Raw genomic sequence first — 25,377 nt, forward strand, 5'->3', positions numbered from 1 at the left:
TCTAGTAAATACAATAAACTTTTGGTTAGATAAAAATAGAAAAATTTTCTGATAAAATATTGTAACGTTTTTGGAACTTAATAGTTAATAGAGTGAGAGGGGGTGAGAGGCGTGGACTTTGAACAAATCTATAAATCTTATTTTCGAGATGTTTTTTTATATTTATGTAGCCTATCAGCGAATGAAGATATTGCCGAAGAAATGACGCAAGAAACTTTTACAAAGGCACTAAAATCTATAGATACATTTGATGGAGCAAAGGATATTCGGGCGTGGTTATTTTCGATTGCAAGAAATACATATTATACATTCTGTAAACGGCAAAAAATTTATGCAGATGAAGAGATCTCCGAAAATGTTGCAGATGTGCAAATTGATTTTGCAGAGCAGTTTGTAGAGGAAGAAAACGCTTTTCTCATTCACCAGTTTCTTCATGACATGAACGAGCCATATAAAGAAGTGTTTAGTTTACGGGTATTTGGAGAATTGCCATTTGAGAAAATTGGAATATTGTTTGGGAAAAGCCCCAGTTGGGCAAGAGTAACTTTTTATAGAGCTAAAAAACAAATATTAGAATATATGGAGGCGATAGAGCATGAAAAAAATTAGTTGTGATATTATTAAAGATGTGCTTCCTCTTTACTTAGATGGTGTTGTGAGTAATGATACGAAAGAAATGGTAGAGGAACATTTAAGTTATTGTGGTTCTTGTAGAAATGAGGCGAAAATCTTGAAACAAGATATTATTTTACCGTCAAATAGAAATATCCAGCTTTCAGAAGCAAGGGTATTCAAAAAACTGAAATCGCATTTGCGGAAAAAGAATACAATTATTTTGATAAGTACTATAATTGCTACCATTCTTATAGCTGTTGGTTTACATTCTTATGCGATTTTAACGAAAACCTGTATTCCATATGGTAATGATATAATCAGTATTGATGAAGTAGACGGAAAACTTTATGCTACCTATCAAGATGAAAATTTAGCAGGGACAGTATCTCTTGCCCCGTCCAAAACAAAAATAAATGGAAGCGAAAAAAACATAACAGTATTCTATTATTATGAAACACCGTGGTCAAAATACATTCAACCAATTCTTAAAAAAGATGATTATAAAAATACCTTTTGTTTAGGGGACAAAGAAGAGATTGATCAGATATATTATGGTGAGTTTGAGTTGGAAGGCTTGGCGGACTATGCAGCTATTGTTGAAAATTCGGAGTTGATTTGGGGTGATTGATATAAGTTATCCAGTGCTTTATCCGCAGTTTGAGTAAAAAGTGGGAGCCGGATCTGCGGCATCCGAAGTACATCCATACAGTCCGAGATGTCGGATACAAATTTGAAGCAATCCCAGGGGAATAATCTCCTGGGATTTTTTATAAGAGAGGGAATGTCGAGAATTTTTCAATTTTTGCTTTATTTTCTTTCATTCAACATCTTTGTAAAGAAAACTTGGTAATAGTATTGATAAGAAAACTTGGTAATGATATACTATGAGTGACAAGAAAACTTTGCACAAAGGGGAAAATACTATTAATGAAAAAAGAAGAAATTTTAGCTAGAAGTAAAAAAGAGAATATTTATGGGGATGAACGGGAAAAGGTGATTCGCACGAAACGAGATGCCTTCTCTCTATGGGGGCTTATTGTTTTAGGTCTGATTATAATGGTTATTAAACTATTTCGTGCAGAGTCTCCTGCAGATATAATATCTATCTTATTTTGTACAGCAGGCCTTGCATTTACTTATGAGGGGCTTAAACTAAAAAAGAAATTGACTGCAATTAGCGGTATTGTGTTTTTATTATTAGCAGGTTACTATTTTTATAGGTTTTGTGGGAGATTGTTCTAATGAATGATAAATTGATCTTAAAAAATAATTTAAAAGAAGCTAGAACAGAAAATAAACTTTCACAGTCAGCATTAGCAGAAATGGTCGGAGTATCTCGTAATACGATTAGTTCCATTGAAACTGGGCAATTTAGTCCTACGGCTAAATTGGCATTGATTTTATGCATAGCACTTGATAAAAAATTTGAAGAGCTATTTTATTTTGATGAATGATTTCACAAAGACACTATAAATTCCGGTTTGACGAACTGGAAAATATGAATTTGAAGAATGGGAAAGGAACACAAAATGATAGTTTTAATTACTGGTGCTTCTCACACAGGCAAGACAGTTCTTGCTCAGAAGCTTCTTGAAAGATATAAATATCCCTATTTATCAATAGACCATTTGAAAATGGGCTTAATTCGTAGCGGCTATACCAAACTTACACCTGAAGATGATAATAAGCTCACAGAGTATCTGTGGCCTGTTGTTCGTGAAATAATTAAAACTGCCATAGAGAATAAGCAAAATCTTATTATTGAAGGGTGTTATATCCCTTTTGATTGGGAAAAAGACTTTGCAAAAGAATACCGTGATAACATTAGATATTTTTGTCTTGTAATGAGTGAAAATTATATTAAAAATCATTTCGACAATATCAAGAAGTATGCAAATGCTGTAGAAAATCGCTTAGACGATGAATGGTGTACTATGGAAAGCGTTTTAGAAGATAATGCACAGTTTTTGGAACTTGCAAAAAGGTTCAATGTTAATTATATTTTTATTGATGGTAAGTACGATGTAGAGATTGATTTGTAGTGAAAAATTCCAGTTGTTGGGGCTCAAAGATTTGAGATTGTAATTGAGGTGACGATATGCTTAGGATAGCAATCTGTGATGATGAACAGGAAATGACCACACAGGTTAAAAGACTGACAGCACTATACTTCCGGACCCATTGCAAAGAGACCGATATAGTCTGCTATCAGTTGAGTGAAAATCTGCTATATGATTTAACGGATGGGATATTTTTCGATTTGCTCTTGCTTGATATTGAAATGCCCGGAGTGAATGGAATGGATTTGGCTGAAACCATTCAAAACAAGATACCAGGGGCAAAGATTATATTCATAACCTCTCATTTGGAATATGCCATAACTGCCTATGAATTTTCAGTTTTCAGATATATTCCTAAAAGTATGATGGAAGAAAAATTGCCGTTAGCGTTAGAGGACTATTTTAAATTGTACAGCCTGGAGCGGAACGATTACTATACTGTAAAGGTGAAAAATTACGTGAGGCAGATTCCATACAGAGACATCTTGTATATTCTGAAGGATGGGAAATATGCAGTTCTATATCTGGCAAATGACGAAACCATAGCGGTACGCAGGTCTTTGAATCAGATATATGATGAGATGAAAAAAGAATATCTCTATTTTGCCGACAGGGGCTGTATTATAAATCTGGCCAATGTAGTCGGAATGGATGATACGGGTATTCTGTTTCAGAATAACAGATCTGTTTGTATCAGCAAAGCGGGGAGCAGTGGGTTTAAAAACGCAATGCTTGAATTTTGGGAGGGACTGTTATGACAGCGGTTCAGATTCTGTGCGAATGGCTTGCGACCATGATTGAAACCATGCTGTATTTTTGCATCGTACATGCGGCCGCGCAGCCAAGATATCAACGTAAGAAACAGGTGGGATTGACACTGCTTGTCTGCCTGGCGATTGTAACAGGAGTCCTTTTGCTGAACATGGTCAGTATTACATTGAGCCTTCCGACGATTGTGTATGCAGTTTTTTCCCTTTCCTGTGGGGGCGCCATTTTATTTAAGGGGAAGTTTCGGGAATTTGTATTTATTTCCATCTGTTTTACTACAGGGCTGAATATTCTGGAGGGAACCATCCTGTTTGTCCTTAAGAATATAGGATTTCAGGATGCGGTGTATAAAATGCTGCATGGATTCAGCGATACAAGAATCTGTATCATAGCTGGAATGAAAGCAGCAGAAATTCTAGTTACTGTTGGGGGATGCCGCCTGTTGAAAACGGTAAAGCTGCGTTTGAAAGTATCTTATGCAGCCCTGCTCAGTTCCTCTTTCCTTTTCTTTATAGTCCTTTACTGGGCAAACCAGATGGTTTTTCCGTTAGGATTAAAGTCTTATCAGGCAATTTTAGGGGTGTGCTGTGCTTTTATAGTCTGTTCCGGATATTTTTATATGAGGATGCGTGACATAAGGAAAGAGAAGGATGATACAGTTCTTCAAAATCAGATTTTGGAAAAAAACTACCGGACAGCGGAGGAAGCGTATGAAACAAATGCACAATTATACCATGATATGCGCAACCATTTCTCTTTGCTGCAGGGGTATCTGGCAGAGGGCAAGGTTGCAGAGGCACAGGATTATCTGAGAAAAATCAACAATGCCAGTACAGCCTATGTTCAGAAACGGTGGACAGGCATAGATACGGTAGATTATATATTGGGGCAGAAAATTGCAGCTGCCCAAAAAGAAGGGATTCATACAGAGATACATGCGGAATATCCGAAAGACTGCAGCATTGATCCCGTGGATTTATGTACCATTCTTACCAATCTTATGGATAATGCGATAGAATCCTGTATGAAGCAGCCCCAGGGGGCCAAACGGGAGCTGAAGGTTACGATACGGCGGATTAACCAGTTTATTATCATCAAAATTACAAATACCAGCAGCCATGAGCCGGTTATAAAAGATGGTATGCTTGTGACGTCAAAAAAAGACAGCAAGTATCATGGATGGGGAATGAAAAGCGTCAAAGCAGCGGCAGAAAAATATCATGGAACCATGAAGTATGAATATCAGAATTCCTGTTTCAGCGTGGGAGTCATGCTTTTTTATCAACAACTCAGGGACAGTTTTCCAGTGTTTTAAGGACAGTTTGGAGGGCTGTTCTTTTTTTTGTTAGAATCAGGAAGTGGAAAGGGGGAACGCAAGGCTGTGGAAATTAATCATTCCAATCCTGATTTTGATATTGCTGGCGGTTGCGGCAGTTATTATCTATATAAAGGACAAGTAGGAGGAAATGACGAAATGAATCAGGAAGTGTTATTAGATATCAGACATTTACAGAAAGGTTATAAAAATTTCCCAGTTCTGAAAGATGTGACATTTCAATGCAGAAAGGGCAGAATCCTGGGGCTAATTGGAAAAAACGGAGCAGGAAAGACTACGCTGATGAAATCTGTTCTGGGATTGAATACCAATTACCAGGGGACGATCCTGTTTGACGGAAAAAAGTTGAACCCTTCGGATGGAAATATGAAAGCGAGAATGGGTTCTTTAGTGGATGTGGTTTTTTATGAGGATATGACAGCCTGGCAGAATATGAAAGTGGCTGTGATGCTGACCGATTCTGTTCCATTATCAGAACAAAAAAGCCGGATTGAGGAGCTGCTGTCTTTCGTAGGACTTACGGAGGCAAAGAATAAATGTGTGAGGAATTTTTCCTTTGGCATGAAGCAAAGGCTGGCTCTTGCACAGTCGCTGCTCACCAGGCCGGAGATATTGATTTTGGATGAACCGTTTGTAGGCCTGGACCCGATTGGCATCGAAGAGGTCAAGGATTTACTGCGCAGTCTGTGCAGGGAAAATCAGACTGCAATTATCTTTTCCAGTCATCAGCTTACCGAGGTCTGTGACCTGGCAGATGATATTGCGGTATTGAACGATGGGGTAATCAAGTATGCTGACACCTATATGAACCTGAAAAAAAGCGGTGCATCATTGATAGAGTTAATGCGATAGGAGGAGAAATGGAATGGGATTAAAACAGGTGATCAAGACCGAACTATATAAAAACACACATAGAAAGAGCAGCCTCATTTTATTGATACCTATGATACTGGCTGTACTGATTTCCTTTGGTTACGCGAAAGGATTTATAAAATTAAATCTGACTGTAGGTGCAGGTGGAAGGTATTCCTGTATGGATTTTGTATTCATTATATGGAACGTACTGTCAGGCCTTGGAATCATGGGGATACTTCTTATTCTTTTTGCTGCATTTCAGTTTTCGGGAGAAATTGAACATGGGCAGATTAAGATGGAGCTTTTAAGGATCGGGAAAAGGCATACAGTGGTGGCAGGAAAATATGTGGCGGTTATGATTGTGGCTGCAGTGGCTATAGCAGGGACCATTCTTGCCTGCATGGTCTCCTATTATCTGTTTGTTTCAAATTCTCCGCTGGGAGCAGGTACGTTTGCCTCTACCATAGATGGCCTTTCTACATGGGAAATCATAGCATCCATGATGCTCCAGGCGGTGGTATACTTTGCTTTGACTGCCATCTGTTTCCTGATAGGAATCAAAACAGGGCCGTTTGTCACCTTCATTCTCACTATGGTTATCATGTATGCTGTGAATTATATGGCCGGAGCCGAAAATGTGATTGCAAGACTCATGCCGCCATATTGGAGTAATCAGTTAATGATGAAAGGGGATGTGCCATGGATGCAGACGGCTTTGTCTGTGGTATTTTTGCTGTTGTTTTCTGCAATGCTGATCTGTTTTATGAGTTATAGTTTTTCTAAAAAGGATATTAAGTAAATAAGGAAGCAGGGGGCAGATTCACAGTGGATGAATTACATTTATACCATCTGGAATGGTGGAAAGAGACTTGAGTTAATTACAGAGGAATAGAATCAGAGTGATGGTGTGTCCTAAGAAGCTCCATAAAATTTTCTTTTGTAGCTTTTACTACAGAACTATTATTGTAAAAGTATTAAATTTGTCTCAAGTGTCAGCAAAGCAGCTGGCAAAAACAGAATATCAGGAGGCAATTAAAAATGAGGAATACTTATGGAGAGTTATTAAAACCAGCAAAGATTGGTAATATGCAGTTGAAGAACCGTATCTGCATGGCACCAATGGACTTTAAATACTTTTCGGGAAATGAAGAAGATTCCAGCATGAGCTACAGACAGGTAAAGACCTTTGAAGCCCGCGCGAAAGGTGGCTGTGGATTAATTTTTACTTGTGCAACACAGGCGGAAAGAGAAATTATGCCTTATCCAAGATTGATGCAGTTTCCGGTAATTGACTGTGATGAGAGAGTGAAGGAATTTGCAGAAGCGGCTGATGCAGTTCATGTTTATGGAGCAAAAATAGCATGTGAATTAACAATGGGAAGTGGAAGGTATGCGGATAAGGTGGAGGATAAATATCCACCATTGGCACCATCTGACTGCGATACACAGTATGACCCCTCTATTAAAGCAAGAACGATGACAAAGGCAGAAATCAGGCATATGATCCGTACGTATGCAGAAGCGGCAGGGAGATTAAAAACTGCGGGCTTTGATGCTCTTTTAGTAATGGGCGGAGGTGGATATTTAATCAATCAGTTTCTATCACCAGCCTGGAATCAAAGAACAGATGAATATGGTGGAAGTTTAGAGAAGAGAATGACATTTCTTATTGAAACATTACAGGAAGTCAAAAAAGTTGTAGGAGAAGAATATCCACTGATTGTCAGCCTGAATATGGACGACCTTTTACCAGAAGGCGTATCTGTCCAGAGAGGAATGATTGTGGAAGAAACAATTGCAGTCGCACAGACTCTGGAAAGAATGAATCTTGCAGATGCGTTCCATCTTAGAATTGGTAATTACTATGATCAGGAATACATTGTACCTAGTGCCTATGTAACAAATGATATTTATATGGAAAATTTCCGTAAATTCAAGCAGGCTGTAACAAAACCGGTTATATTCGAAAATAAATTATCAGATCCAGCAGAAATGCAGAATCTCTTGGAGAATCATGTACTTGATTTTGTCAGTGTGGGAAGAAAATGGATTGCAGATCCAGAATGGGTGAATAAAGCATTACATAATAAGCCTGTAAAACCATGTCTTAGATGTAATTATTGTCTTCATACCTTATGGATGGGGAAATGCACATCATGCGCGATTAACCCAGAACACGGAAAGGAATTTGAGGGTGAAATACAGCCAGCTGCAAAGAAGAAAAATGTTGTCGTTGTAGGAGCTGGACCAGGAGGAATTCAGGCAGCTTTAACAGCAGAAAAAAGAGGACATCGTGTAACACTGTTTGAAAAGACAAATAAAATAGGTGGGAAACTGGATATTGTAGCGGCGCCATCTTATAAAAAGGAACAGTATGAAGAGTATTTACAGTATCTGAGATCATGTCTGAATGAGTCAAATGTTATGGTATGTCTGGAAACAGAAGCAACAGAAGATGTCATCCAGGAATGTCAGGCAGATGCAGTCATTATTGCAGCCGGAGCTGAACCAATCATACCTCCAATAAGAGGAATTGAAAAGACAGTCACAGCGGATGAAGTCCTTCGAAAAGAAAAGAGCGTTGCAGGAACTGTTGCGATCATTGGCGGCGGCTTAGTTGGATGTGAGACGGCACATGTGTTGTCGGCGCAGGGATGCAAAGTACATATTGTAGAAATGCAGGATGATGTGTTAAAAGATGCTTCTTATGTAACACGGCATTCCCAGTTAAAAGTATTGAAAGAAACAGGTGCGGCCGTACATAAAAATACGAAGCTGATAGAAGTAAAAGACCAGGAGATCATTGTAGAAGTGAATGGTAAAAATGAAACCATTTCTGTAGATGATACAATCCTGGCAGTTGGTTATAGAAACAGTTCTTCCTTATATGATGGACTTCAAAATTGTGTGGAAGAAGTATATCAGATTGGTGATTTCAGACAGACAAGGAAAATTGCAGATGCAGTCACAGAAGGGTATCGAATCGCAAGAAATCTGTAAAAATGCATGGCATATAAAATGCAGATATGCCATGCCAAAGAAGAAAAATTATATATCAAGTGTTTCGTGTGAACAATAGTCACGTAAACGTTCCAGGTCAGAAATCTCAATCCACTTTCGGTGAGATATGATAATTCCCTCATCTCTCAGGCGGGACAGACTCTTAGCAACATTGACACGATTTAAGGTTAAAATATCAGCGATATTTTCCTGAGTCAGATCAATGTGGTTAGAACTCCCGCTGGGAGAATTCTGTGAAAATAAATATAATAAGTTACATAGCTTAATAAATGAATTGTTGTATTCCTGATGTGCAGTCTCGTAAATGAGCAAATTGATATATTTTGCGTACGATTCAAAAGCAATTGCACTTAGCTTTTGATTTTCCTGAAACATGCGATAAAAATCATCCCGCGAAAATTCTAAAGTATCCATGTCAGAAAGAGCGGTTGTAGTCAGAGACTTTTCAATTTTAAAATTGGATTGATGAAAACCAGGAAAAACGGAACCCACACTATGAAAATATAAAATTTTCTGATAGCCATCTTCATGAGTGGCGGAAGTGACACAAATTCCTGATAAGATAAAATACGTTTTTTGAATGTATTCGTCTGGTTTCCATATGTAATCTCCCTTGTGAAAGGTGCGGACGGAATGCGGCTGTGATAGAAAATAATCATAGAGTTGGGTATATTCACCAGAAAAGTAGTAGCGCGGTATTAACATTTGCAATTGCTCCTTTCATTTTCCTTCAATAGGATGATGATCAATCCTTCAAATACGTGATTATCATAGCATAAAAAGCAGAAAATAAATATTGTTTTATCATTTGTTCCGCTATAAAATAAAGAGAAAATAAAATGTTTTTTATCAAAGGAGAATGTCTATGGTACTGGATACTTTGAAGGAACAGAAAGAATTTACGAACAGTGAAAAGATGATTGCGCAATTTATATTGCAGCATATGAATGAAATTGGCGGTATGACGGTCATTCAGCTGGCAGATCAGTCTTATACGAGCAAAGCAAGTGTGATTCGATTATGCAAAAAGCTGGGATTTCAAAAATATCAGGATTTCCGGCAGCAGATTGTTTTGGAAAGGCAGGAAGTTACGAGAATAGAAGCTTTACTTAGCGAAGAACCAGTAAATGGAGAAAGTACATATGAAGATATTGTAAATGTATTGCCATCTATTTATGATAAAGCAATTTCGAATACAAAGCTTGGTTTTGACAGAAATGTGATACGCCGGGTTATTAACCGAATCAGGCAGTCAGAAAAAGTTGAGTTCTATGGAATGGGTATTACCTATACAGTGGCCCGTTCAGCTGCATTCAAATTTATGACAGTAGGAGTGGAGGCATCCGCTTATAACGGAGTGAACGAACATAATATCATGGTCAATAAAAAGAAACGTGTTGCATTTGTCATTTCTTTTACAGGCAGTAATTCAGGGATGATTCATACAGCAAAATTTCTGAGCGAGCACGGTGTATTTATTGTTGGGCTGGGTGGCGAAGACAGTGAAGAGTTAAGAAAAGTCTGTCATGAGTTCATTCAGATCGATACTAAGAAGAATATTATGAGTATGGAAGTGATTACATCTATTACTTCTGCAAATTATATCATTGATGTGATTTTTACCTCTTTAATTGTTGATCATTATCAAGAGAATTTAGAGGCTGCTATTGAAATATGGAAAATGCGGCAAAAATGAAACAAAGTTTCAAAACAACCAAATAGTAAAAGATGATAAATGGACCATTGGAACAATCGGTCCATTTTCACTTTTATAAATAAAAAAAATCATGTATTTTAATCTCATAAAACATGTTGCAGGCAACAATATAAAACAACATAAAGTAAGGAAAAACATAAGGATATGAACAAGGAGGAGAAAAATGGATTTCAAAAATTTAGCAAAAGAGTTGATTTCCGAGGTTGGAGGTAAAGACAACATTTCAAGTCTGACACATTGTGCGACACGTCTTCGCTTCACATTAAAAGAGGATAGTAATGTGAATGAAGAACAGGTGAAAGACATAAAAGGTGTTTTAGGTGTTGCAAAAAATGGAGGACAGTTTCAGGTCATTATAGGACAGAATGTTCCAGAGGCATACGCAGAGGTTCAAAAGCTTTTAGGGGATATGAATAGTAATGGGAAAAATAGTAATGGGAAAGCTTCAGGAAAGAAAATGAAAGTATCAGAAATCATTTTTGATTTTGTCGCTTCTATTTTTACACCAGTATTACCGGCAATTATCGGTGCCGGACTGATCAAAGCATTTCTTTCTCTGGCAGTACTGATTGGTTTAGATTCATCAGGAAGTACATATCTGTTTCTTAATGTAATTGGTGATGCGCCTTTGTATTTCCTGCCAGTGATGCTTGCAGTTACATGTTCGAAAAAATTAAATACCAACACATTTTTAAATATTGCATTGGCAGCAGCATTGATCCATCCAAATTATACAGCACTGATTACGGATGCTTTTAATATTCATTTCAGTTCTGCATTTGGGATTCCGGTAACACTGGCGTCCTATAATTCAAGTGTTATACCAGTTATTTTAATGTCAGTTGCATTCAAATATGTTGATAAATTACTGGATAAAGTAATTCCAAAAATTGTGGAATTCTTCTTTAAGCCAGTATTAAGTTTACTGATTGTCGGTCTGTTGACATTTATAGTGTTAGGACCTATTGGTTTTGTTTTAGGAGTAGGAATAAGTACTGTATTAAATGGAGCAATGAGTTCTCCAATCGGCTGGCTGATTCCGGCAATTTTAGGAGGAATTTTCCCGTTAATGATTACAGTTGGTATGCATTATGGTCTGGTTCCATTTATGTTACAGTCTATAGCGGCAACCGGATATGAGCAATTATCCGGACCAGGGAACTTACCGAGTAATATGGCACAGGCAGCGGCATCACTGGCGGTAGGATTAAAAACAAAAAAGACAGAGTTAAAGCAGACAGCATTAACATCAGGATTTACAGCACTTCTCGGAACAACAGAACCGGCGTTATTCAGTGTTACATTAAGATTTAAAAAGGTCCTTGGATGTGTTATGGCCGGAGGTGCTGTAGGAGGTCTTTATGCAGGTATTATGAATACAAAATGCTACAGCTTCTGCTCGCCTGGCTTATTGGCATTAGTAGCTTATATTGGACCGGATGGATGGCGTAATCTGATTCATTCTGTAATCTCAATGGTGATTGCCTTTGTCATTACATTTGTTCTTGTCTGGCTTTATGGATACAAAGATGTTGTGGCAGCCAGTGTGGAGGAGAAAAATACAGAGACAGCATTAAAAGCTGCAGTTAAAGAAAAAGTCGAGATCGTGTCAGTTGCAGATGGAAAAAGAATTCCTCTATCAGAAGTATCGGATCCTACATTTGCCGGAGAAATGCTTGGTAAAGGGGTCGCAGTAGAATTAACAGGTGGTGAGATTTATTCGCCAGTTAATGGAACAATTGTGACTGTATTTCCAACAAAACATGCAATTGGTGTGGTAAGTGAAGATGGAGTAGAACTTTTAATACATGTAGGAATTGATACGGTGAAATTGGATGGAAAGTACTTTAATGTAAAAGTAGAAGAAGGACAAACGGTAAAGAAGGGGGATCTGCTCCTTATCTGTGATATTGAAAAGGTGAAGAAAGCAGGTTTCCAGACAGTAACACCACTTATTGTAACAAACACCGATGAATTTACAGAGATTCAAATTGTAAATTTAGAGGACCAGAAACATGGAACAGCAATTTTAAAAGTGAAATAAGAGAGGTTGAATTATGAATAAAACAGTATATTTTCCTAAAGATTTTCTCTGGGGCGGAGCTGTAGCGGCAAACCAGTGTGAGGGCGCCATTCTGGAAGACGGTAAAGGATACAGTACTGCAGACGCGTTAACCGAGGGGGTATTTGAAAAGCCATTAATTCCGCCTGCCGGATTTTCCCTGAAAGAAAAAGCAGTAGATTGTTACCACAGATATAAAGAAGATATCGCCTTATTTGCAGAGATGGGATTTAAGGTGTTCCGCATGTCGATTGCATGGAGCAGAATATTTCCGAAAGGAGATGAACAGGAACCGAATGAGGCTGGTCTCAAGTTTTATGATGATGTATTTGATGAATTATTGAAATATGGAATTCAGCCATTGGTTACATTATCACATTATGAGATGCCATTATACCTGGCAACGGAATATGGCGGCTGGACGAATCGTAAAATGATTGATTTTTTCCTGCATTATGCAGAAACGGTATTTAGGAGATACAAAGATAAAGTTAAGATGTGGCTGACATTTAATGAAATCAATATGATGCTTCATGCTCCTTTTAATGGAGGTGGAATTAATCAGAAGGCGGAAGAGATGGACCAGACAGAGCTGTATCAGGCGATTCATTATCAATTGGTGGCTTCTGCAGTGGTTACAAAACTTGGTCATGAAATTGATCCAGATATGAAGGTAGGCTGCATGATTGCTGGAAGCCCTCACTATCCTTTGACATGTGAACCATCCGATGTTTTGGAAGCATTAAAGAAAGACAGACAGTCCCTCTTTTTTGCAGATGTTCATTGCAGAGGTGATTATCCAGGCTATATGAAACGGTTCTTTCGGGAAAATGATATTCATTTAGTAATTACGGATGAAGACAGAGAAGCATTGAAAAATACAGTGGATTTCATATCAATCAGTTATTATATGAGCTATTGTGCAACCGCAGATGAGGAGAAGAACATCCTCTCACAGGGAAATATCATGAGTGCGGTAAAGAACCCATACTTAGAGGAATCAGAATGGGGATGGCAGATTGACCCACAGGGATTAAGATATATTTTGAATCAGTATTATGATCGTTATCAGCTTCCTATTTTCATTGTCGAAAATGGATTAGGCGCAAAAGATACCTTAGTGAAAGAAAATGATACATATACTGTAAAGGATTCTTATCGTATTGATTATTTGCGGAAACATTTATTACAGGTGTCAGAAGCGATTCAGGATGGTGTTGAAGTACTGGGATACACAGCCTGGGGCTGTATTGATTTGATTGCAAATACTTCAGCTGCGATCTCAAAGAGATATGGTATGATTTATGTGGATAGAAACGATGACGGTTCCGGTACATTGAATCGATATAAAAAGGAATCATTCTATTGGTACAAAAACGTAATTGAAACAAATGGAGAGTCTTTAAAATAGCGAAGTAAATACAATGCCGGGGCGTAGGTGGATGCCTGCGTTCTGGAATTATAATCGGAAAGGGGACATATGAATTATGAAGAAATGTAAGATTGAAGTAATTAAAACTACATGGGATGAAGAACTTGCAAAAGAGTATGGCGTCACATGCAAATGTCCGGCTCATAAGGTCGGAGAAGTATTTTATGCCGACTTTGCAAAACCAGAAGGGTTTTGTGATGAAGCCTGGAAGGCGATTTATCAGTATGTATTTGCTTTGTGCCACATGGATGATAAAACCCTTCTTTACGGAGACTGGATCCAGACACCGGGAGTATCAATCAACTGTTGCAATGATGGAATTCGCCCCGTAGTATTTAAGATCACCAGGCTGGATGAAGAGGCGGAAAATCTCTTCCCAAAAGAAGAAAAACAATAAAGAAATAGTAAGTTTATGATTTGAGCCGTCCAGATGGGCGGCTTGAAACAGTTAATAGGGTAAGCAGTTTTACACGAATAAAACAATTGAGAAATAAGGTGTTTTTTATAAAGTGAAGTGTTACAATAAGTTCATATAGAGGATAAAAATTAGGAACTGAACATTGGATATTAGGACTATTGTATTGCAAATCAAGAGGAATCTATATGAAAAAAGTTATGATAATTTTATCAATAATATGTGTATCAGGACTGTTTGGATGCTCGAAAAGTAAGAATGAGCCCTATGTAGTTAATACCTTTGAAGAAACCTCGGAAGAACTTATTAATGCATATCCTGAAGATTCAAAAGTGATCATAACTACGAAATATTATGAGATGAGTGATGGTACATGGAAAACAGATGAGTACACTTATAAATACAAGTTGGAAGTAACAGGCAGATTGAGAAATGCTGCCAGGGATAGTACTTTTGTGATTCTCAGTAATATTGAGAATATTACATTTGAACAGGCATGGAAGGCCAGTGGATTGAGCAGCAGCATGAGCGATTATTTTAAAGTTGAAGACGCCGTTATTGTAGGGATATCGTAATTGAAACAGCAAATAGGTATAATAACATATGGGGTTTGTCAGACTGAAATTCAGAATGGAGATTACAGAGATCATGAGTACAGAATTAAAGTTTAGATTTGCAGAGCGAAAAGATGTTTCGTTGATTTTGAAATTTATCAAAGATTTGGCTGAATATGAGAAGATGTTGGACGAGGTGATAGCTGACGAGCCTACACTAGAAGAGCAGATTTTTGATAAGAAAAAGGCAGAGGTAATATTTGCTGTTGTTGGCGGCGAAGAAGTTGGATTTGCTTTATTTTTTCATAACTTTTCTACCTTTTTAGGGAGAGCAGGCCTGTATCTGGAAGATTTGTATGTTTTGCCGGAATATAGAGGCAAAGGATATGGGAAAGCTATACTGAAAAGACTAGCAGAGATAGCAGTTGAGCGTAAGTGCGGCCGACTGGAATGGTGGTGCCTTGACTGGAATAAACCAAGTATAGATTTTTACAGGTCACTTGGTGCAGAACCTATGTCGGATTGGACTGTGTACAGGCTGTCAGGTGATACATTGAAGAAACTGGCACAATAAAAAGTATAATACAGGGAGTTTGTTATGAATGATAAAGTATATGAATTTGAAGCAGTGATTGAAGCTGTGCCAGAAAAAGGTGGAGCTTTTGTCAGGTTCCCATATGATATAAGAAAAGAATTTGGAAAAGGTCGTGTGAAAGTACACGCAGTATTTGACGGTGTTCCATATGAAGGCAGTGTTGTGAATATGGGAGTAAAAAACTCAGATGGCTCTATTTGTTATATCATAGGCGTTCTTAAAAGTATCCAGAAAAAAGTGAACAAATATCCGGGGGATACAATCAGGGTAACAATACAGGAACAGGAAGAGTGACCTTCGGATGAATGAGGAGTAAAAGTGGTGAGGCTAACTTGAAAAAGTAAATTCCAGTGCAGAAGTAAATTCCACACCTATTTAAAAGTTATTGATTTTCTAGGAGTTTTGTAGGCTGAAAACGCATATTTTTGTTATAATAAGAACAACTTCTTAGAAATAAGTTGATTTCAGGATATGACAAACGGACCACTGGAAGGTAGTGTGCTAGACTAAATTCCACTGGTCACATTGGAAAAATGTGGAAGTTTAATTTCTAGTCCGACAGCAGATTTCTAGGTGGTTGTTAACGGTTAAAGCGAATCAGCTTAGGCGTCAGACTGACCTGATCAGGCTCAATGCGCTTAAGCTGAAATGCGTTTAAGGCTTCTTCTCCAAGTGTCTCTACTGCGGCATCATAGGCTGTTCTGCCATTTAGACTTTTTTTCGGAGTTGAGTTGATGTGATTCACAATTAGATTCACATCCCACTGAGTCAGAAATTCAAAGCTGATTCCTTTGGGGAGTACCATGCGAAGCATAGTGTGTGCCTGTTCCAGTCCAACCTTCTGTCCACTACGCATGGGGGCACAATAGTAGATGCTGGTTCGCTGGAAATCGTCTATTCCTGTTTCCAGGGCAACAGGATCACCGAATTCTGATCCCCTGTCGGTCAGGATATGCTCGAAGATAGATAAAAATTCATAAGTCCCCATCCGCTTTTCCAAACGGTCGAAGATGAGCCGCACAGCTCCTTTTGTGCAACGATTCAGGAGAAAAGCAAGAAAGAGCTTGTCCTTGGTAAAGAAGAAGGTTAACAGCGTCTTGCTGGATCCTCTAGACGAGTGAACAGTATCCATTTCAACGAAAGAGGATAACTGCAGCTCGCAAAAATCGCTGTATAATCTGTTCTCAAATACAGCTCTGCTTGTGATCTGTGTTTTGTGACATTTTCGAGGTTTAAATCCTGGCTTACGTTTCAAATCAATATTTCTGGCTGTGAACAGGCCTTGATCAAGGTAGATATATAGGGACCGGACAGACATATCCAGTTCTAGATGGTTTGTAACGATCTGGTAGGGCAATTGTCCTTGCTCGATTAAGGGAGATACAATGCTATCCTTCTTGTGCATTTCATGTTTTGTCATGTTCACACCAGCTCTGGATCTGGAAAGTTTTTCCTGTATTTTCTATCAGCAAAACGTGCATCGTATCTATATTTATGGGCTATTGTACAATGACTGATTCTCTTTGTGCAGCCATTACATACATAGGGAGCCTTATCTAATCGTTTGCACTGTTCCTTTACAAAGTCCCTGCAGGTCTGATTGCAGGTAGGGCAGGAGGTACATTTTACACCACAAAGGATGATTTTCCCGCAGGCATTCGTTTTTTTACAATGGAAACGTTTTGCACAAAAGTTACGGGCATTATAGAAGGTACCTTTGTGATACCAGTCTGATAGACGGTGGGCCTTTACTTCTTTGGAAATGGTTGTTGGATCCTTGCAAAGAAAGCAGGCAATGTTCTTAAATGATTCCCCTTTGTTCAGTTCATTTTCGATATAAATGCGGTCTTCAAGGGAAAGGTGTTTCTGGTTTCCAGGAATATATTTACTCATAGATATCCTTCTTTCTACTGCTGTAAAAAAGAAAGATAACCTTATCATTTATATATGAAAGAGTAAACCTTTACTGTGCAGGAGTAAATTCCACCCTCAAATGTGGGGATGGAATTTAAAATTTCATTTTAGGTAAAAGTGGTGAGGAGTTAAATTGATATACATTGTCTAGGTTCATCTGATACAATAGAGAAGATATGGAACAGTTTCATTTTTTATTTATTTTCTCAAAAGAGTTCAAATCAAAAGACGTTGTTGAGTAATCAATTGTTCAGATGTGTCGAGTTAAAGCTTGCTGATTTTGGCAGTAAGGGGAAGGTTATTATGAGTGATAAAATATACAAATTGAAGCAGTATCGCAAAAGTATTCAGGAAGATTAGAATGGTAAAATTCTATTACTGAAAAAAGAGTTAAAGGAAATTATAAGATGTACTACCCAAGACAGATCCCCCAGTTATTAGACGAAACATACAGAAAAAATCTCACATACCATGAATATTGTATTGGTGATCTACAAGATTACATCATGTGTATATGGCATATCACATCTAAACAACGGCTGGTGAAGCCGGTTTTCAATACAGTCTTGCCTGATGGATGTATTGACCTGCTGATAGATTTAAATACTCACATGATGGTATTTACTGGCTTTAGTAAAAATACAGAAACGGTTTCTTTAGAGGGCAGCATAAATTTAATGGGAATCCGTTTTAAGCCGGGAGCTGTTTACAGCCTGTTTCATGTCAAAGGTGATACAGTAATGGACCATACAGTAGCGTTTTCTGATATAGAAAAGAAGTATGATTTGTCGGCTGTTTTTCATACAACGGATATCTGGGAACAGATAGAGATTCTAAAGAATTATTTACGGTTTCATATTTCAAATGCAGACGATATCAGTTTTATCCGTTTTGTGGATGATTTATATTATAATCCAACAAATCAATGTGTCCGTGATATAGGTAAAACACTGGGTTACGAAAGCCGTCAGCTTCAAAGGGTATTTCTGAAACATTATGGGATTTCTCCGAAAGTATTATTGAATATTTTACGTCTGCATAAATGCGTGACACTATTGTTTGATAAAAGCATAAGTTTACAGGATATTGCGGTAGAAAGTGGCTTTTATGACCAGGCCCATTTTATTAAAGAGATTAAAAGATATACTGGCATCCTGCCCACAGCCCTATTAGAAAAATATAAAATATGTCCAATTTATACAATACACTCTGCCAATACTATTTTATAATTATGGCGAAAAGAGAAAGGAGTGTATGATTATGTATAAGACGATCACTACAAATATCATGGTGGATAGTGTAAAAGAAAGCATGGAGTTTTATGAGAAAAAATTGGGGTTTACACCCGTTGTTACAGTTCCAAATGAGTCGGAAGATTTTAACTTTGCGATTATTGTTAAGGATGATATTTCGATCATGTTCCAGTCAAAAGAATCATTGGAGGAAGAATATCCTAGTTTGCAGACAGATTTAATAAAGCCAGCATTTACTTTATTTATAACTGTTGATGATGTAAAAGAGCTTTATGAAGAATTGAAAGGGAATGTCGAGGTGGTTAAGGAACTCCATCAGACCTTTTATGGGAAAGACGAATTTGCAGTTTTTGACAACAATCATAATATTCTTACCATTTCATCTCATGAATAAAAGGTAGTAAGAAAACAAAACTGATCAGAAATAGAATAATATGAATAAGGCAGATGTAGTTGCATCTGCCTTATTTGTGCAACAAGGATCAACAAAATTCTTTATGGGGGCTTTCAACATGGTATCTTCCAAATCACGGTGTTTTATTCAGCCACGAATACAATCACGGACCGTCCCCCAAGCAGTACGCTGCCGTCTGCCATTGGCATCTGGCCCTCTGGAAATGTCGTATGTGCCGGATCCCCGGTATTGACTGCAATATGCCACCTTATCCCTTCCGGCAGTTCGGGCAGTATAAGCTCCAACGTCCGCCAGTAGGGATTGACAGCCACATAAACCACGTCCTCTTTCTGATTTTCTGCATCAAAGCCCGCGAACATGACACAGACAGTCCGGGATTCCGGGCTTGTATCCGGTGTCCATGGTGTCAGTCCATGAATACTGGTATTTGGAAAACCAAAGCTGCCTGCATCCAAGTCTTTTCTTATCACACGGTGTTTCTTGCGAAAGGCTATCATATACCGGAAGAACCCGAACAGCTCCTGATTCGTCTCAAGCAGGCTCCAGTCCAGCCAGGAAATCTCATTATCCTGGCAGTAGGGATTGTTATTCCCGAACCGGGTATCTCCGAATTCATCTCCTGCGAGGAACATAGGAGTTCCGCGGCTGCACATCAGGACAGCACAGGCATTCCTCATCATCTTGAGGCGTAGTGCCAGTACTTCCGGATTATCTGTCTCACCTTCCACACCGCAGTTCCAACTGTTATTGTCGTTCGAACCGTCGGTGTTATTCCAGCCGTTTGCCTCGTTGTGTTTCTCGTTGTAGGAATAGAGGTCATTTAATGTAAATCCGTCGTGACAGGTAATAAAGTTAACGGATGCGCTCAAGCCTCTGGAGGCAGGGTCATAAAGGTCCGGTGATCCAAGCATCCTCTGTGCGGCAGCCTCTGCAAGCCCACCATCCCCTTTCAGGAAACGTCTCATATCATCTCTGTATTTTCCATTCCATTCGGCCCAGCGGCGCCAGGAAGGAAAGGAGCCAACCTGATAGAGGCCGCCAGCGTCCCAGGCTTCTGCAATTAGCTTCACCGTTCCCAGAATCGGGTCGAAAGCAAGGCTTCTTAATAATGGCGGCTGGTTCATAGGGGAGCCGTCTTCATTTCGTCCCAGGATGGATGCGAGGTCGAAGCGGAACCCGTCCACCCGGTAATCTGTCACCCAGTAGCGCAGACAGTCCAGAATCAATTGCTGTACTACAGGATGATTGCAGTTCAGGGTATTGCCACAGCCGCTGAAATTATAGTAATAGCCGTCCGGCGTGAGCATATAGTAAATATTGTTATCGAAGCCCTTGAAGCAGAAGCTTGGCCCCAGTTCATTTCCCTCGGCAGTATGATTGAATACCACATCTAGAATCACATCGATGCCATTGTCATGAAGCGCTTTGATAAGCTCCTTCAATTCGCGGCCTTCCCGGTTGTACTCAATGGAAGAGGCATAGCTGGTATTGGGGGCAAAGAAGCAGACAGAATTATATCCCCAGTAATCGATTAGTAGATGGTCATCCACCACACGTACATCCCTCATCTCATCAAATTCAAATACTGGCATTAGTTCAACAGCGTTGATGCCCAGCTCTTTCAGATAAGGGATCTTGTCATTGAGTCCGAGAAAAGTACCGGGACAGCAGACTCCTGAGGAAGTATCTTTTGTAAAACCGCGCACATGGGTCTCATAGATGATTAGGTCTTCCATTGGAATCTGCGGCTGCTTTTCCAGGCCCCAGTCAAAGTTGTTGCGCACCACCCTGGCACGGTAGCCATGCTCGCAGCAGTTAGTGACGCCCCAACGGCTCTGGCCTGTTACGGCTCTTGCGTAGGGGTCTAAAAGAATCTTGGTCTTATCGAATCGAAGCCCTTTTTGTTCATCGTAAGGGCCATCCAAACGGTAAGCATATTCAAATTCTTCAATATCCAGGCCGAATACGATCATGGAATAGACAAAGCCGATTTTATAGTTTTCGGGAAATCTAAGGGCCGCAAAGGGCTCCTCTGCCATGCGGTGGAAAAGCAGCAGTTCGCAGGAAGTGGCACCGTGTGACTGGATGGTAAAATTCACCCCGCCAGGGATGATGGTTGCCCCAAAGGTATTGAAAAATCCAGGCCGTACCTGAAAGCCTTCGATGGTATCTAAAGGCTGAAGCTGGTCGGTGGGGACAAGGGACAAGTCAGTAGCGTGTACAGTCATATACATATCCTTTCTTCCGCAGAAAATGCAGATGGCGGAATCCTTTTTGAAAATAGGTCAAATAGTTGATGAAAGATACCGGATGAAGGCTAAAATACGTCAGGATTTGTGCTGGTAAAAAAATACCGCAACCTGGGTACGGTCGCGCAGGTTCAGTTTTTCAAGAATCGCACTCAGATAATTCCTTACCGTTCCCTCACTCAGATAGAGCCTTGAGGCAATCTCTTTATTGCTCATTCCCTCGGCGATCAATCCGATGATTTCCAATTCTCTGTCGTTGATGTCATAATCCTCATAACAAAAGGACTGCTTCTTCTGCAGTAGAGAGGGAATCTTCGATACGATCTCATTGCCAAATACCGTCTGTCCTGAAAAAACTGCCTGGATGGCCGGCACGATATTTTGATAATCCTGTTTTAACAGATATCCTTTTGCACCCAGTTTCAACGCCTTGATAATGTATTCATCATCGGAAAAAGTAGTAAGCAGAAGAATTCGTGCATCTGGGAATTCCCTCAAGATCTCGGCAGAAGCCTCGAGCCCGTTCATTTCCTTCATACGGATGTCCATCAGAAGTACATCTGGTTGAAACTTACGATATAGGGAAACCGCTTCCGTTCCGTCACTGCCGCAGGCTGGGACATGAAGTCCTTTAGTTGCCTCCAGAATTGTCTTCAATGCCCCTGCTACAAGGCAGTCGTCATCTACAATTAAAATGTTCATTTTTACTCGCCTTTCGTCAAAAATTATTTTATTGTTCCTTTGGAACTGTAATAAATATCTTAAATCCATTCTGTGTCTGAACCTGCATATTGCCTTTTAATGCCTGGATGCGTTCCTTCATATTAATTAGCCCGATTCCGGTATCAGATAACACAGCCTCTGTTCCGTTATCCTCGATGCATAACTGATATAGGGCAGGATGCTCACGCATGACCAGCCGGACCTGGGTGGCATTGCTGTGTTTGATGATATTGGACAGAGCTTCCTTTGTAATACTGATAAAACTATACTTAATGTCCCTGGGAATCTCCCTGTCCATATCATATTGAAAGGAGACCGGGCAGAAGGTAAAATCCTTGAGAAGACTTAAGACAGCCTCTTTTAAGTTTATGGCCTCATCGTGCAGGTCATGCACACTGCTGCGGATACTGTCCATTGCAGAATTCAGAGTGGAATCTAAGGTATCTAATGGTTCGGCTAAAGCAGAAGTTTGATTCACTGCCTTTAAGGCACCTACCATCAGGATAGAGCGGGAGAGGAGATGCCCCACATTGTCATGAATCTCCCGGGCAATCCGATTGCGTTCCTTTAGAGTCGCGGTATAGATTTCATAATCTTGCTTTTCGAGAAGGATATGGTTTTTCTCGGTAAGCAGCAGGTTCGATTCTCTGCTGTCATCCCGGGTATGTCGGTATAAGGAATCTAACTGTTCATAATCTCTTGTGTTCTGTTCCATAAAGTAAGCCAGAATTCCTCCGAATATGCAGAGGCAGAATGGAAAATAATTCACGTCTTTGAGACAGAAAAAGTAAAGTGCAGCACAGCCTCCTGCCAGTATCAGCGCGTAATATCTCCTTCGGAAAAGTAGGTAGGAAACAGCAGGAAGGAAGTATAAAAATGTCGGATTGATCCATGCAGCAGCCAGAAAAAGAAAAGAACATAGCAGAAGAATTCCACGGCTCTCTATAAAATAATCCATGCAGCACAGAATCAGAGCGGCCAGGAATGCCAGTACATAGAAAAAATCCGCACGGACAGTAAAGAGTGTAAAAAAACAGTAAATGAATAATAGACAAGTATCTTTTATATTTCTCATGGAAGTCTCCTTCGTGCCGATAGCGAAAATCAAAAATAAGTTATCCTCAGTATAACACGAATTCAAAACTCATGAAAGTCTTGTGAAACAAATCTGTTTTGCGAAACAAATCAAGAATCAGAGGATAGTGACGCGCTTTAGCCGCGGAATGGATAGGAAAATTGGCGTCCTCCTTCATTTGTTCCGCGGCTAAAGCGCATAATTAATTTTAGAATTTTATAGTACGACTCCACTTGTAACGCTTCATCCCTCATGTTATGATTAAATCGTTCGAGGGTGATATTTGTTTCGTATAGCAGTATTTTCTTCCTTTCAACATATAAAGGAGGACATAAGTCTATGATGCAACAAAAACAGCAGCAGTAACCCATTAGAAAAGCTCTTTCCCGGGAGGAATATCTTCGTTCACTTGCGGCCAGCAATGAACGTCTGAACATCTGCCTGACTAATGATTATGCTTTTCGGAAAGTTTTCAAGAATCCTAAAGTCACAAAAGGTTTTTTGATGGCAGTTATGGAGTTAAAGGAAGAGGAGATTGTCCGGCTCGAAATTCTTGACCTATCCGAAGCCGGAGAGATGGAGGATGAGAAAGAAGGAATCCTTGATATCAAACTCCATCTGAATGATTCCCGGAAGATTAATATCGAACTGCAGAACCGCTATCAGGAGGATTGGTCGGAACGGAGCTTATTCTACAATTGCAGGATGTTTACAGAAGGGTTTCTGCATGGAAATACATATGGAGAGATGGAGCCATGTATCCATATCGGAATCTTAAATTTTTCGTATATGGAGAGTCCAGGATTCCATCACCGGATTCTGCTGATGGATGACAAGACGAAGGAAGTCTACAGTAGTAAATTTATTTTCCATGTGATAGAATTAAAAAAACTGGAAAGCACATGCCGGGATGGAGGGGACCAGGACCTTTATCACTGGGCGAAGATGCTGGCGGCAACGGACTGGGAGGCAATATATATGGAAGCAAGGGAGAATCCTTATATGGAAGCAGCAAAAGATGAGATGGAGAAGATCAATCAAAGCGAGATGGAACGGTATCTCTATCTTCGCAGAGAGATGGCCATCAGTGATGAAATCAGCAGGATAAGGACGGCTACAAATCAGGGGATAAGAGAGGGAATTGAAAAGGGGGAGTTATTAAAGTTAATTGCACTAATCAGGAAAAAATATGACAAAGGAATATCTCCTGCAGAGGCCGCGGAGGCGTTGGAGGAACCTGTAGAGACGATTCAGGACATTTGTCATGCCGATGTTGTGACGGATGACACTACTATCCGGTGTGAGATTCCTTTATACTGTAATTATAGAAAACCGGTTGGGGAGTGATGCATAGACAACCACGCAGACCGGACATAGGAGGAAAGAACATGATCAAGATAAATAATCTAGTAAAAAGTTATGGCAGTCTAGTAGCATTGGACCACCTGAACCTGGAAATAAAAGAGGGTGAGATCTTTGGTCTTCTGGGACCGAACGGCTCAGGAAAGACGACAGCGATCAGTTGTATGCTGGCACTATTGAAATATGAAAAGGGCACTGTAGAAATCATGGGGGAGAAGATGGCCCCCGATAATTATAAGGTGAAGCAGCAGATTGGTATTGTGCTGCAGAATGTAGCGGTATTTGATGAGCTGACAGTTTATGAAAATATTGATTATTTCTGTGGGCTGTATGTGAAGGAGAAGGGGCGAAGGAAAGAACTGGTGGAGGAAGCCATCCATTTTGTGGGGCTGGAGGAATATGTGAAGATACGTCCGAAGAAATTGTCGGGAGGGCTCTTAAGGCGTCTGAATATCGCCTGTGGAATCGCACATAAGCCCCGCCTGATTATCCTGGATGAACCGACGGTGGCGGTAGATCCGCAGAGCAGGAACCGGATTCTGGAAGGGATTCAGGAGTTGAACCGACAGGGGTCCACAATTATCTACACCTCTCATTATATGGAAGAGGTGGAGCAGATCTGTACCCGGATCGCCATCATGGACCACGGCAGAAGCATTGCAGTAGGGACGACGGAAGAATTAAAGTCAATGATCAAGACGGGCGAGACAGTGACCATAGAGGCAGCGGTACTGGAGAAGGAGCAGATTCAGGCAGTCAGGAATCTTCCACATGTATTTGATGTGAAGTACGAGTCACAGGTGCTCACTGTGCGCTGTACGGGGGCAAAGCATAACCTGGTCAGGATCCTGAATTATCTGCAGGATGAGAATATTTCTTTCGGAAGAGTCTTCTCTGAACTGCCTACGTTAAATGATGTTTTCCTGGAAATCACGGGAAAAGAACTGAGGGATTAG

At 39.7% G+C, this 25,377-nt stretch carries 25 protein-coding genes and 1 pseudogene; 21 read left to right on the forward strand and 5 right to left on the reverse strand.

The genetic code is table 11. The features are described from left to right. Positions 1 to 111 precede the first annotated feature (111 nt). The 10 genes from HGO97_RS06280 (at position 112) to HGO97_RS06325 (ending at position 8,634) form a co-directional block, all read left to right on the forward strand. Positions 112 to 609 carry an RNA polymerase sigma factor gene (locus tag HGO97_RS06280; RefSeq protein WP_216240411.1) on the forward strand — a complete coding sequence of 166 codons (498 nt, stop codon included), beginning with the start codon at positions 112 to 114 and terminating at the stop codon, positions 607 to 609. Next, positions 596 to 1,243, forward strand: coding sequence for a zf-HC2 domain-containing protein (locus HGO97_RS06285; protein WP_216240413.1), 648 nt, complete (start codon positions 596 to 598; stop codon positions 1,241 to 1,243). The genes HGO97_RS06280 and HGO97_RS06285 overlap by 14 nt, the downstream gene beginning before the upstream one ends. A 299-nt stretch (positions 1,244 to 1,542) precedes the next feature. Continuing rightward, on the forward strand, positions 1,543 to 1,857 hold the full coding sequence (locus tag HGO97_RS06290; protein ID WP_216240415.1) for a DUF6442 family protein: 315 nt from the start codon (positions 1,543 to 1,545) through the stop codon (positions 1,855 to 1,857). Continuing rightward, positions 1,857 to 2,069, forward strand: a complete 213-nt coding sequence (locus HGO97_RS06295; RefSeq protein ID WP_216240417.1) for a helix-turn-helix transcriptional regulator — start codon at positions 1,857 to 1,859, stop codon at positions 2,067 to 2,069. The genes HGO97_RS06290 and HGO97_RS06295 overlap by 1 nt, the downstream gene beginning before the upstream one ends. Before the next feature lie 75 nt (positions 2,070 to 2,144). Beyond that, positions 2,145 to 2,657, forward strand: coding sequence for an ATP-binding protein (locus tag HGO97_RS06300; RefSeq protein ID WP_216240419.1), 513 nt, complete (start codon positions 2,145 to 2,147; stop codon positions 2,655 to 2,657). Positions 2,658 to 2,713: 56 nt separating this feature from the next. Next, the gene (locus tag HGO97_RS06305; protein WP_216240422.1) at positions 2,714 to 3,433 is read left to right on the forward strand and encodes a LytR/AlgR family response regulator transcription factor; all 720 of its coding nucleotides are present in this window, start codon (positions 2,714 to 2,716) and stop codon (positions 3,431 to 3,433) included. Further along, positions 3,430 to 4,758 (forward strand): ATP-binding protein, encoded by a 1,329-nt coding sequence (locus HGO97_RS06310; protein WP_216240424.1) that lies wholly within the window; start codon positions 3,430 to 3,432, stop codon positions 4,756 to 4,758. Before HGO97_RS06305 ends, HGO97_RS06310 begins: the two co-directional genes overlap by 4 nt. Positions 4,759 to 4,785: 27 nt before the next feature. Next, positions 4,786 to 5,631, forward strand: a complete 846-nt coding sequence (locus HGO97_RS06315) for an ABC transporter ATP-binding protein (protein WP_216240426.1) — start codon at positions 4,786 to 4,788, stop codon at positions 5,629 to 5,631. A 13-nt stretch (positions 5,632 to 5,644) separates the two neighbouring features. Beyond that, positions 5,645 to 6,433 (forward strand): hypothetical protein, encoded by a 789-nt coding sequence (locus tag HGO97_RS06320; RefSeq protein ID WP_216240429.1) that lies wholly within the window; start codon positions 5,645 to 5,647, stop codon positions 6,431 to 6,433. Positions 6,434 to 6,672: 239 nt separating this feature from the next. Next, positions 6,673 to 8,634, forward strand: coding sequence for an oxidoreductase (locus HGO97_RS06325; RefSeq protein WP_216240431.1), 1,962 nt, complete (start codon positions 6,673 to 6,675; stop codon positions 8,632 to 8,634). Between the two features lie 48 nt (positions 8,635 to 8,682). Here the strand turns inward: HGO97_RS06325 and HGO97_RS06330 are convergent, their stop codons facing one another. Then, complete coding sequence (locus tag HGO97_RS06330; protein ID WP_216240432.1) at positions 8,683 to 9,360, reverse strand: Crp/Fnr family transcriptional regulator; 678 nt, start codon at positions 9,358 to 9,360, stop codon at positions 8,683 to 8,685. Between the two features lie 160 nt (positions 9,361 to 9,520). Between HGO97_RS06330 and HGO97_RS06335 the strand changes: the two genes are divergently transcribed. The 7 genes from HGO97_RS06335 (at position 9,521) to HGO97_RS06365 (ending at position 15,724) form a co-directional block, all read left to right on the forward strand. Beyond that, positions 9,521 to 10,351, forward strand: a complete 831-nt coding sequence (locus HGO97_RS06335) for a MurR/RpiR family transcriptional regulator (protein ID WP_216240434.1) — start codon at positions 9,521 to 9,523, stop codon at positions 10,349 to 10,351. 184 nt (positions 10,352 to 10,535) lie between these two features. Continuing rightward, positions 10,536 to 12,416: a beta-glucoside-specific PTS transporter subunit IIABC gene (locus HGO97_RS06340; RefSeq protein WP_216240436.1), complete on the forward strand. Its 1,881-nt coding sequence runs from the start codon at positions 10,536 to 10,538 to the stop codon at positions 12,414 to 12,416. 13 nt (positions 12,417 to 12,429) lie between these two features. Next, a complete protein-coding gene (locus HGO97_RS06345; RefSeq protein ID WP_216240438.1) occupies positions 12,430 to 13,845 on the forward strand; it encodes a glycoside hydrolase family 1 protein in 1,416 nt (471 codons plus the stop codon). A 76-nt stretch (positions 13,846 to 13,921) separates the two neighbouring features. Continuing rightward, positions 13,922 to 14,263, forward strand: coding sequence for a TIGR04076 family protein (locus HGO97_RS06350; protein WP_216240439.1), 342 nt, complete (start codon positions 13,922 to 13,924; stop codon positions 14,261 to 14,263). Positions 14,264 to 14,469: 206 nt separating this feature from the next. Then, entirely contained in the window at positions 14,470 to 14,856 is a 387-nt protein-coding gene (locus HGO97_RS06355; RefSeq protein ID WP_216240440.1) for an immunogenic protein, read from the forward strand. Between the two features lie 73 nt (positions 14,857 to 14,929). Continuing rightward, on the forward strand, positions 14,930 to 15,409 hold the full coding sequence (locus tag HGO97_RS06360; RefSeq protein WP_216240594.1) for a GNAT family N-acetyltransferase: 480 nt from the start codon (positions 14,930 to 14,932) through the stop codon (positions 15,407 to 15,409). 24 nt (positions 15,410 to 15,433) lie between these two features. Next, positions 15,434 to 15,724: a DUF1905 domain-containing protein gene (locus tag HGO97_RS06365; RefSeq protein ID WP_216240441.1), complete on the forward strand. Its 291-nt coding sequence runs from the start codon at positions 15,434 to 15,436 to the stop codon at positions 15,722 to 15,724. Positions 15,725 to 16,010: 286 nt separating this feature from the next. On the opposite strand, the pseudogene HGO97_RS24600 reads toward HGO97_RS06365, so the two are convergent. Next, a pseudogene (locus HGO97_RS24600) lies at positions 16,011 to 17,323 on the reverse strand (transposase). 428 nt (positions 17,324 to 17,751) lie between these two features. Here HGO97_RS24600 and HGO97_RS06375 point away from each other — a divergent pair. Further along, positions 17,752 to 18,573, forward strand: a complete 822-nt coding sequence (locus tag HGO97_RS06375) for a helix-turn-helix domain-containing protein (protein WP_216240442.1) — start codon at positions 17,752 to 17,754, stop codon at positions 18,571 to 18,573. A 31-nt stretch (positions 18,574 to 18,604) separates the two neighbouring features. Beyond that, entirely contained in the window at positions 18,605 to 18,991 is a 387-nt protein-coding gene (locus HGO97_RS06380; RefSeq protein WP_216240443.1) for a VOC family protein, read from the forward strand. Positions 18,992 to 19,134: 143 nt separating this feature from the next. Here HGO97_RS06380 and glgX read toward each other — a convergent pair whose 3' ends face one another. From glgX to HGO97_RS06395, 3 genes are all read right to left on the reverse strand, one after another. Then, the gene (gene glgX, locus HGO97_RS06385; RefSeq protein WP_246597335.1) at positions 19,135 to 21,246 is read right to left on the reverse strand and encodes a glycogen debranching protein GlgX; all 2,112 of its coding nucleotides are present in this window, start codon (positions 21,244 to 21,246) and stop codon (positions 19,135 to 19,137) included. 93 nt (positions 21,247 to 21,339) lie between these two features. After that, a complete protein-coding gene (locus HGO97_RS06390) occupies positions 21,340 to 21,963 on the reverse strand; it encodes a response regulator (RefSeq protein WP_216240444.1) in 624 nt (207 codons plus the stop codon). A 28-nt stretch (positions 21,964 to 21,991) separates the two neighbouring features. Then, the gene (locus HGO97_RS06395) at positions 21,992 to 23,059 is read right to left on the reverse strand and encodes a sensor histidine kinase (RefSeq protein WP_216240445.1); all 1,068 of its coding nucleotides are present in this window, start codon (positions 23,057 to 23,059) and stop codon (positions 21,992 to 21,994) included. Positions 23,060 to 23,500: 441 nt separating this feature from the next. Between HGO97_RS06395 and HGO97_RS06400 the strand changes: the two genes are divergently transcribed. Both HGO97_RS06400 and HGO97_RS06405 read left to right on the forward strand, forming a co-directional pair. Beyond that, a complete protein-coding gene (locus HGO97_RS06400; RefSeq protein WP_281419940.1) occupies positions 23,501 to 24,406 on the forward strand; it encodes an Rpn family recombination-promoting nuclease/putative transposase in 906 nt (301 codons plus the stop codon). A 41-nt stretch (positions 24,407 to 24,447) separates the two neighbouring features. Continuing rightward, complete coding sequence (locus HGO97_RS06405) at positions 24,448 to 25,377, forward strand: ABC transporter ATP-binding protein (protein WP_216240446.1); 930 nt, start codon at positions 24,448 to 24,450, stop codon at positions 25,375 to 25,377.

Source organism: Faecalicatena faecalis (assembly GCF_012524165.2).
In the GTDB taxonomy this organism is placed as follows: domain Bacteria; phylum Bacillota; class Clostridia; order Lachnospirales; family Lachnospiraceae; genus Faecalicatena_A; species Faecalicatena_A faecalis.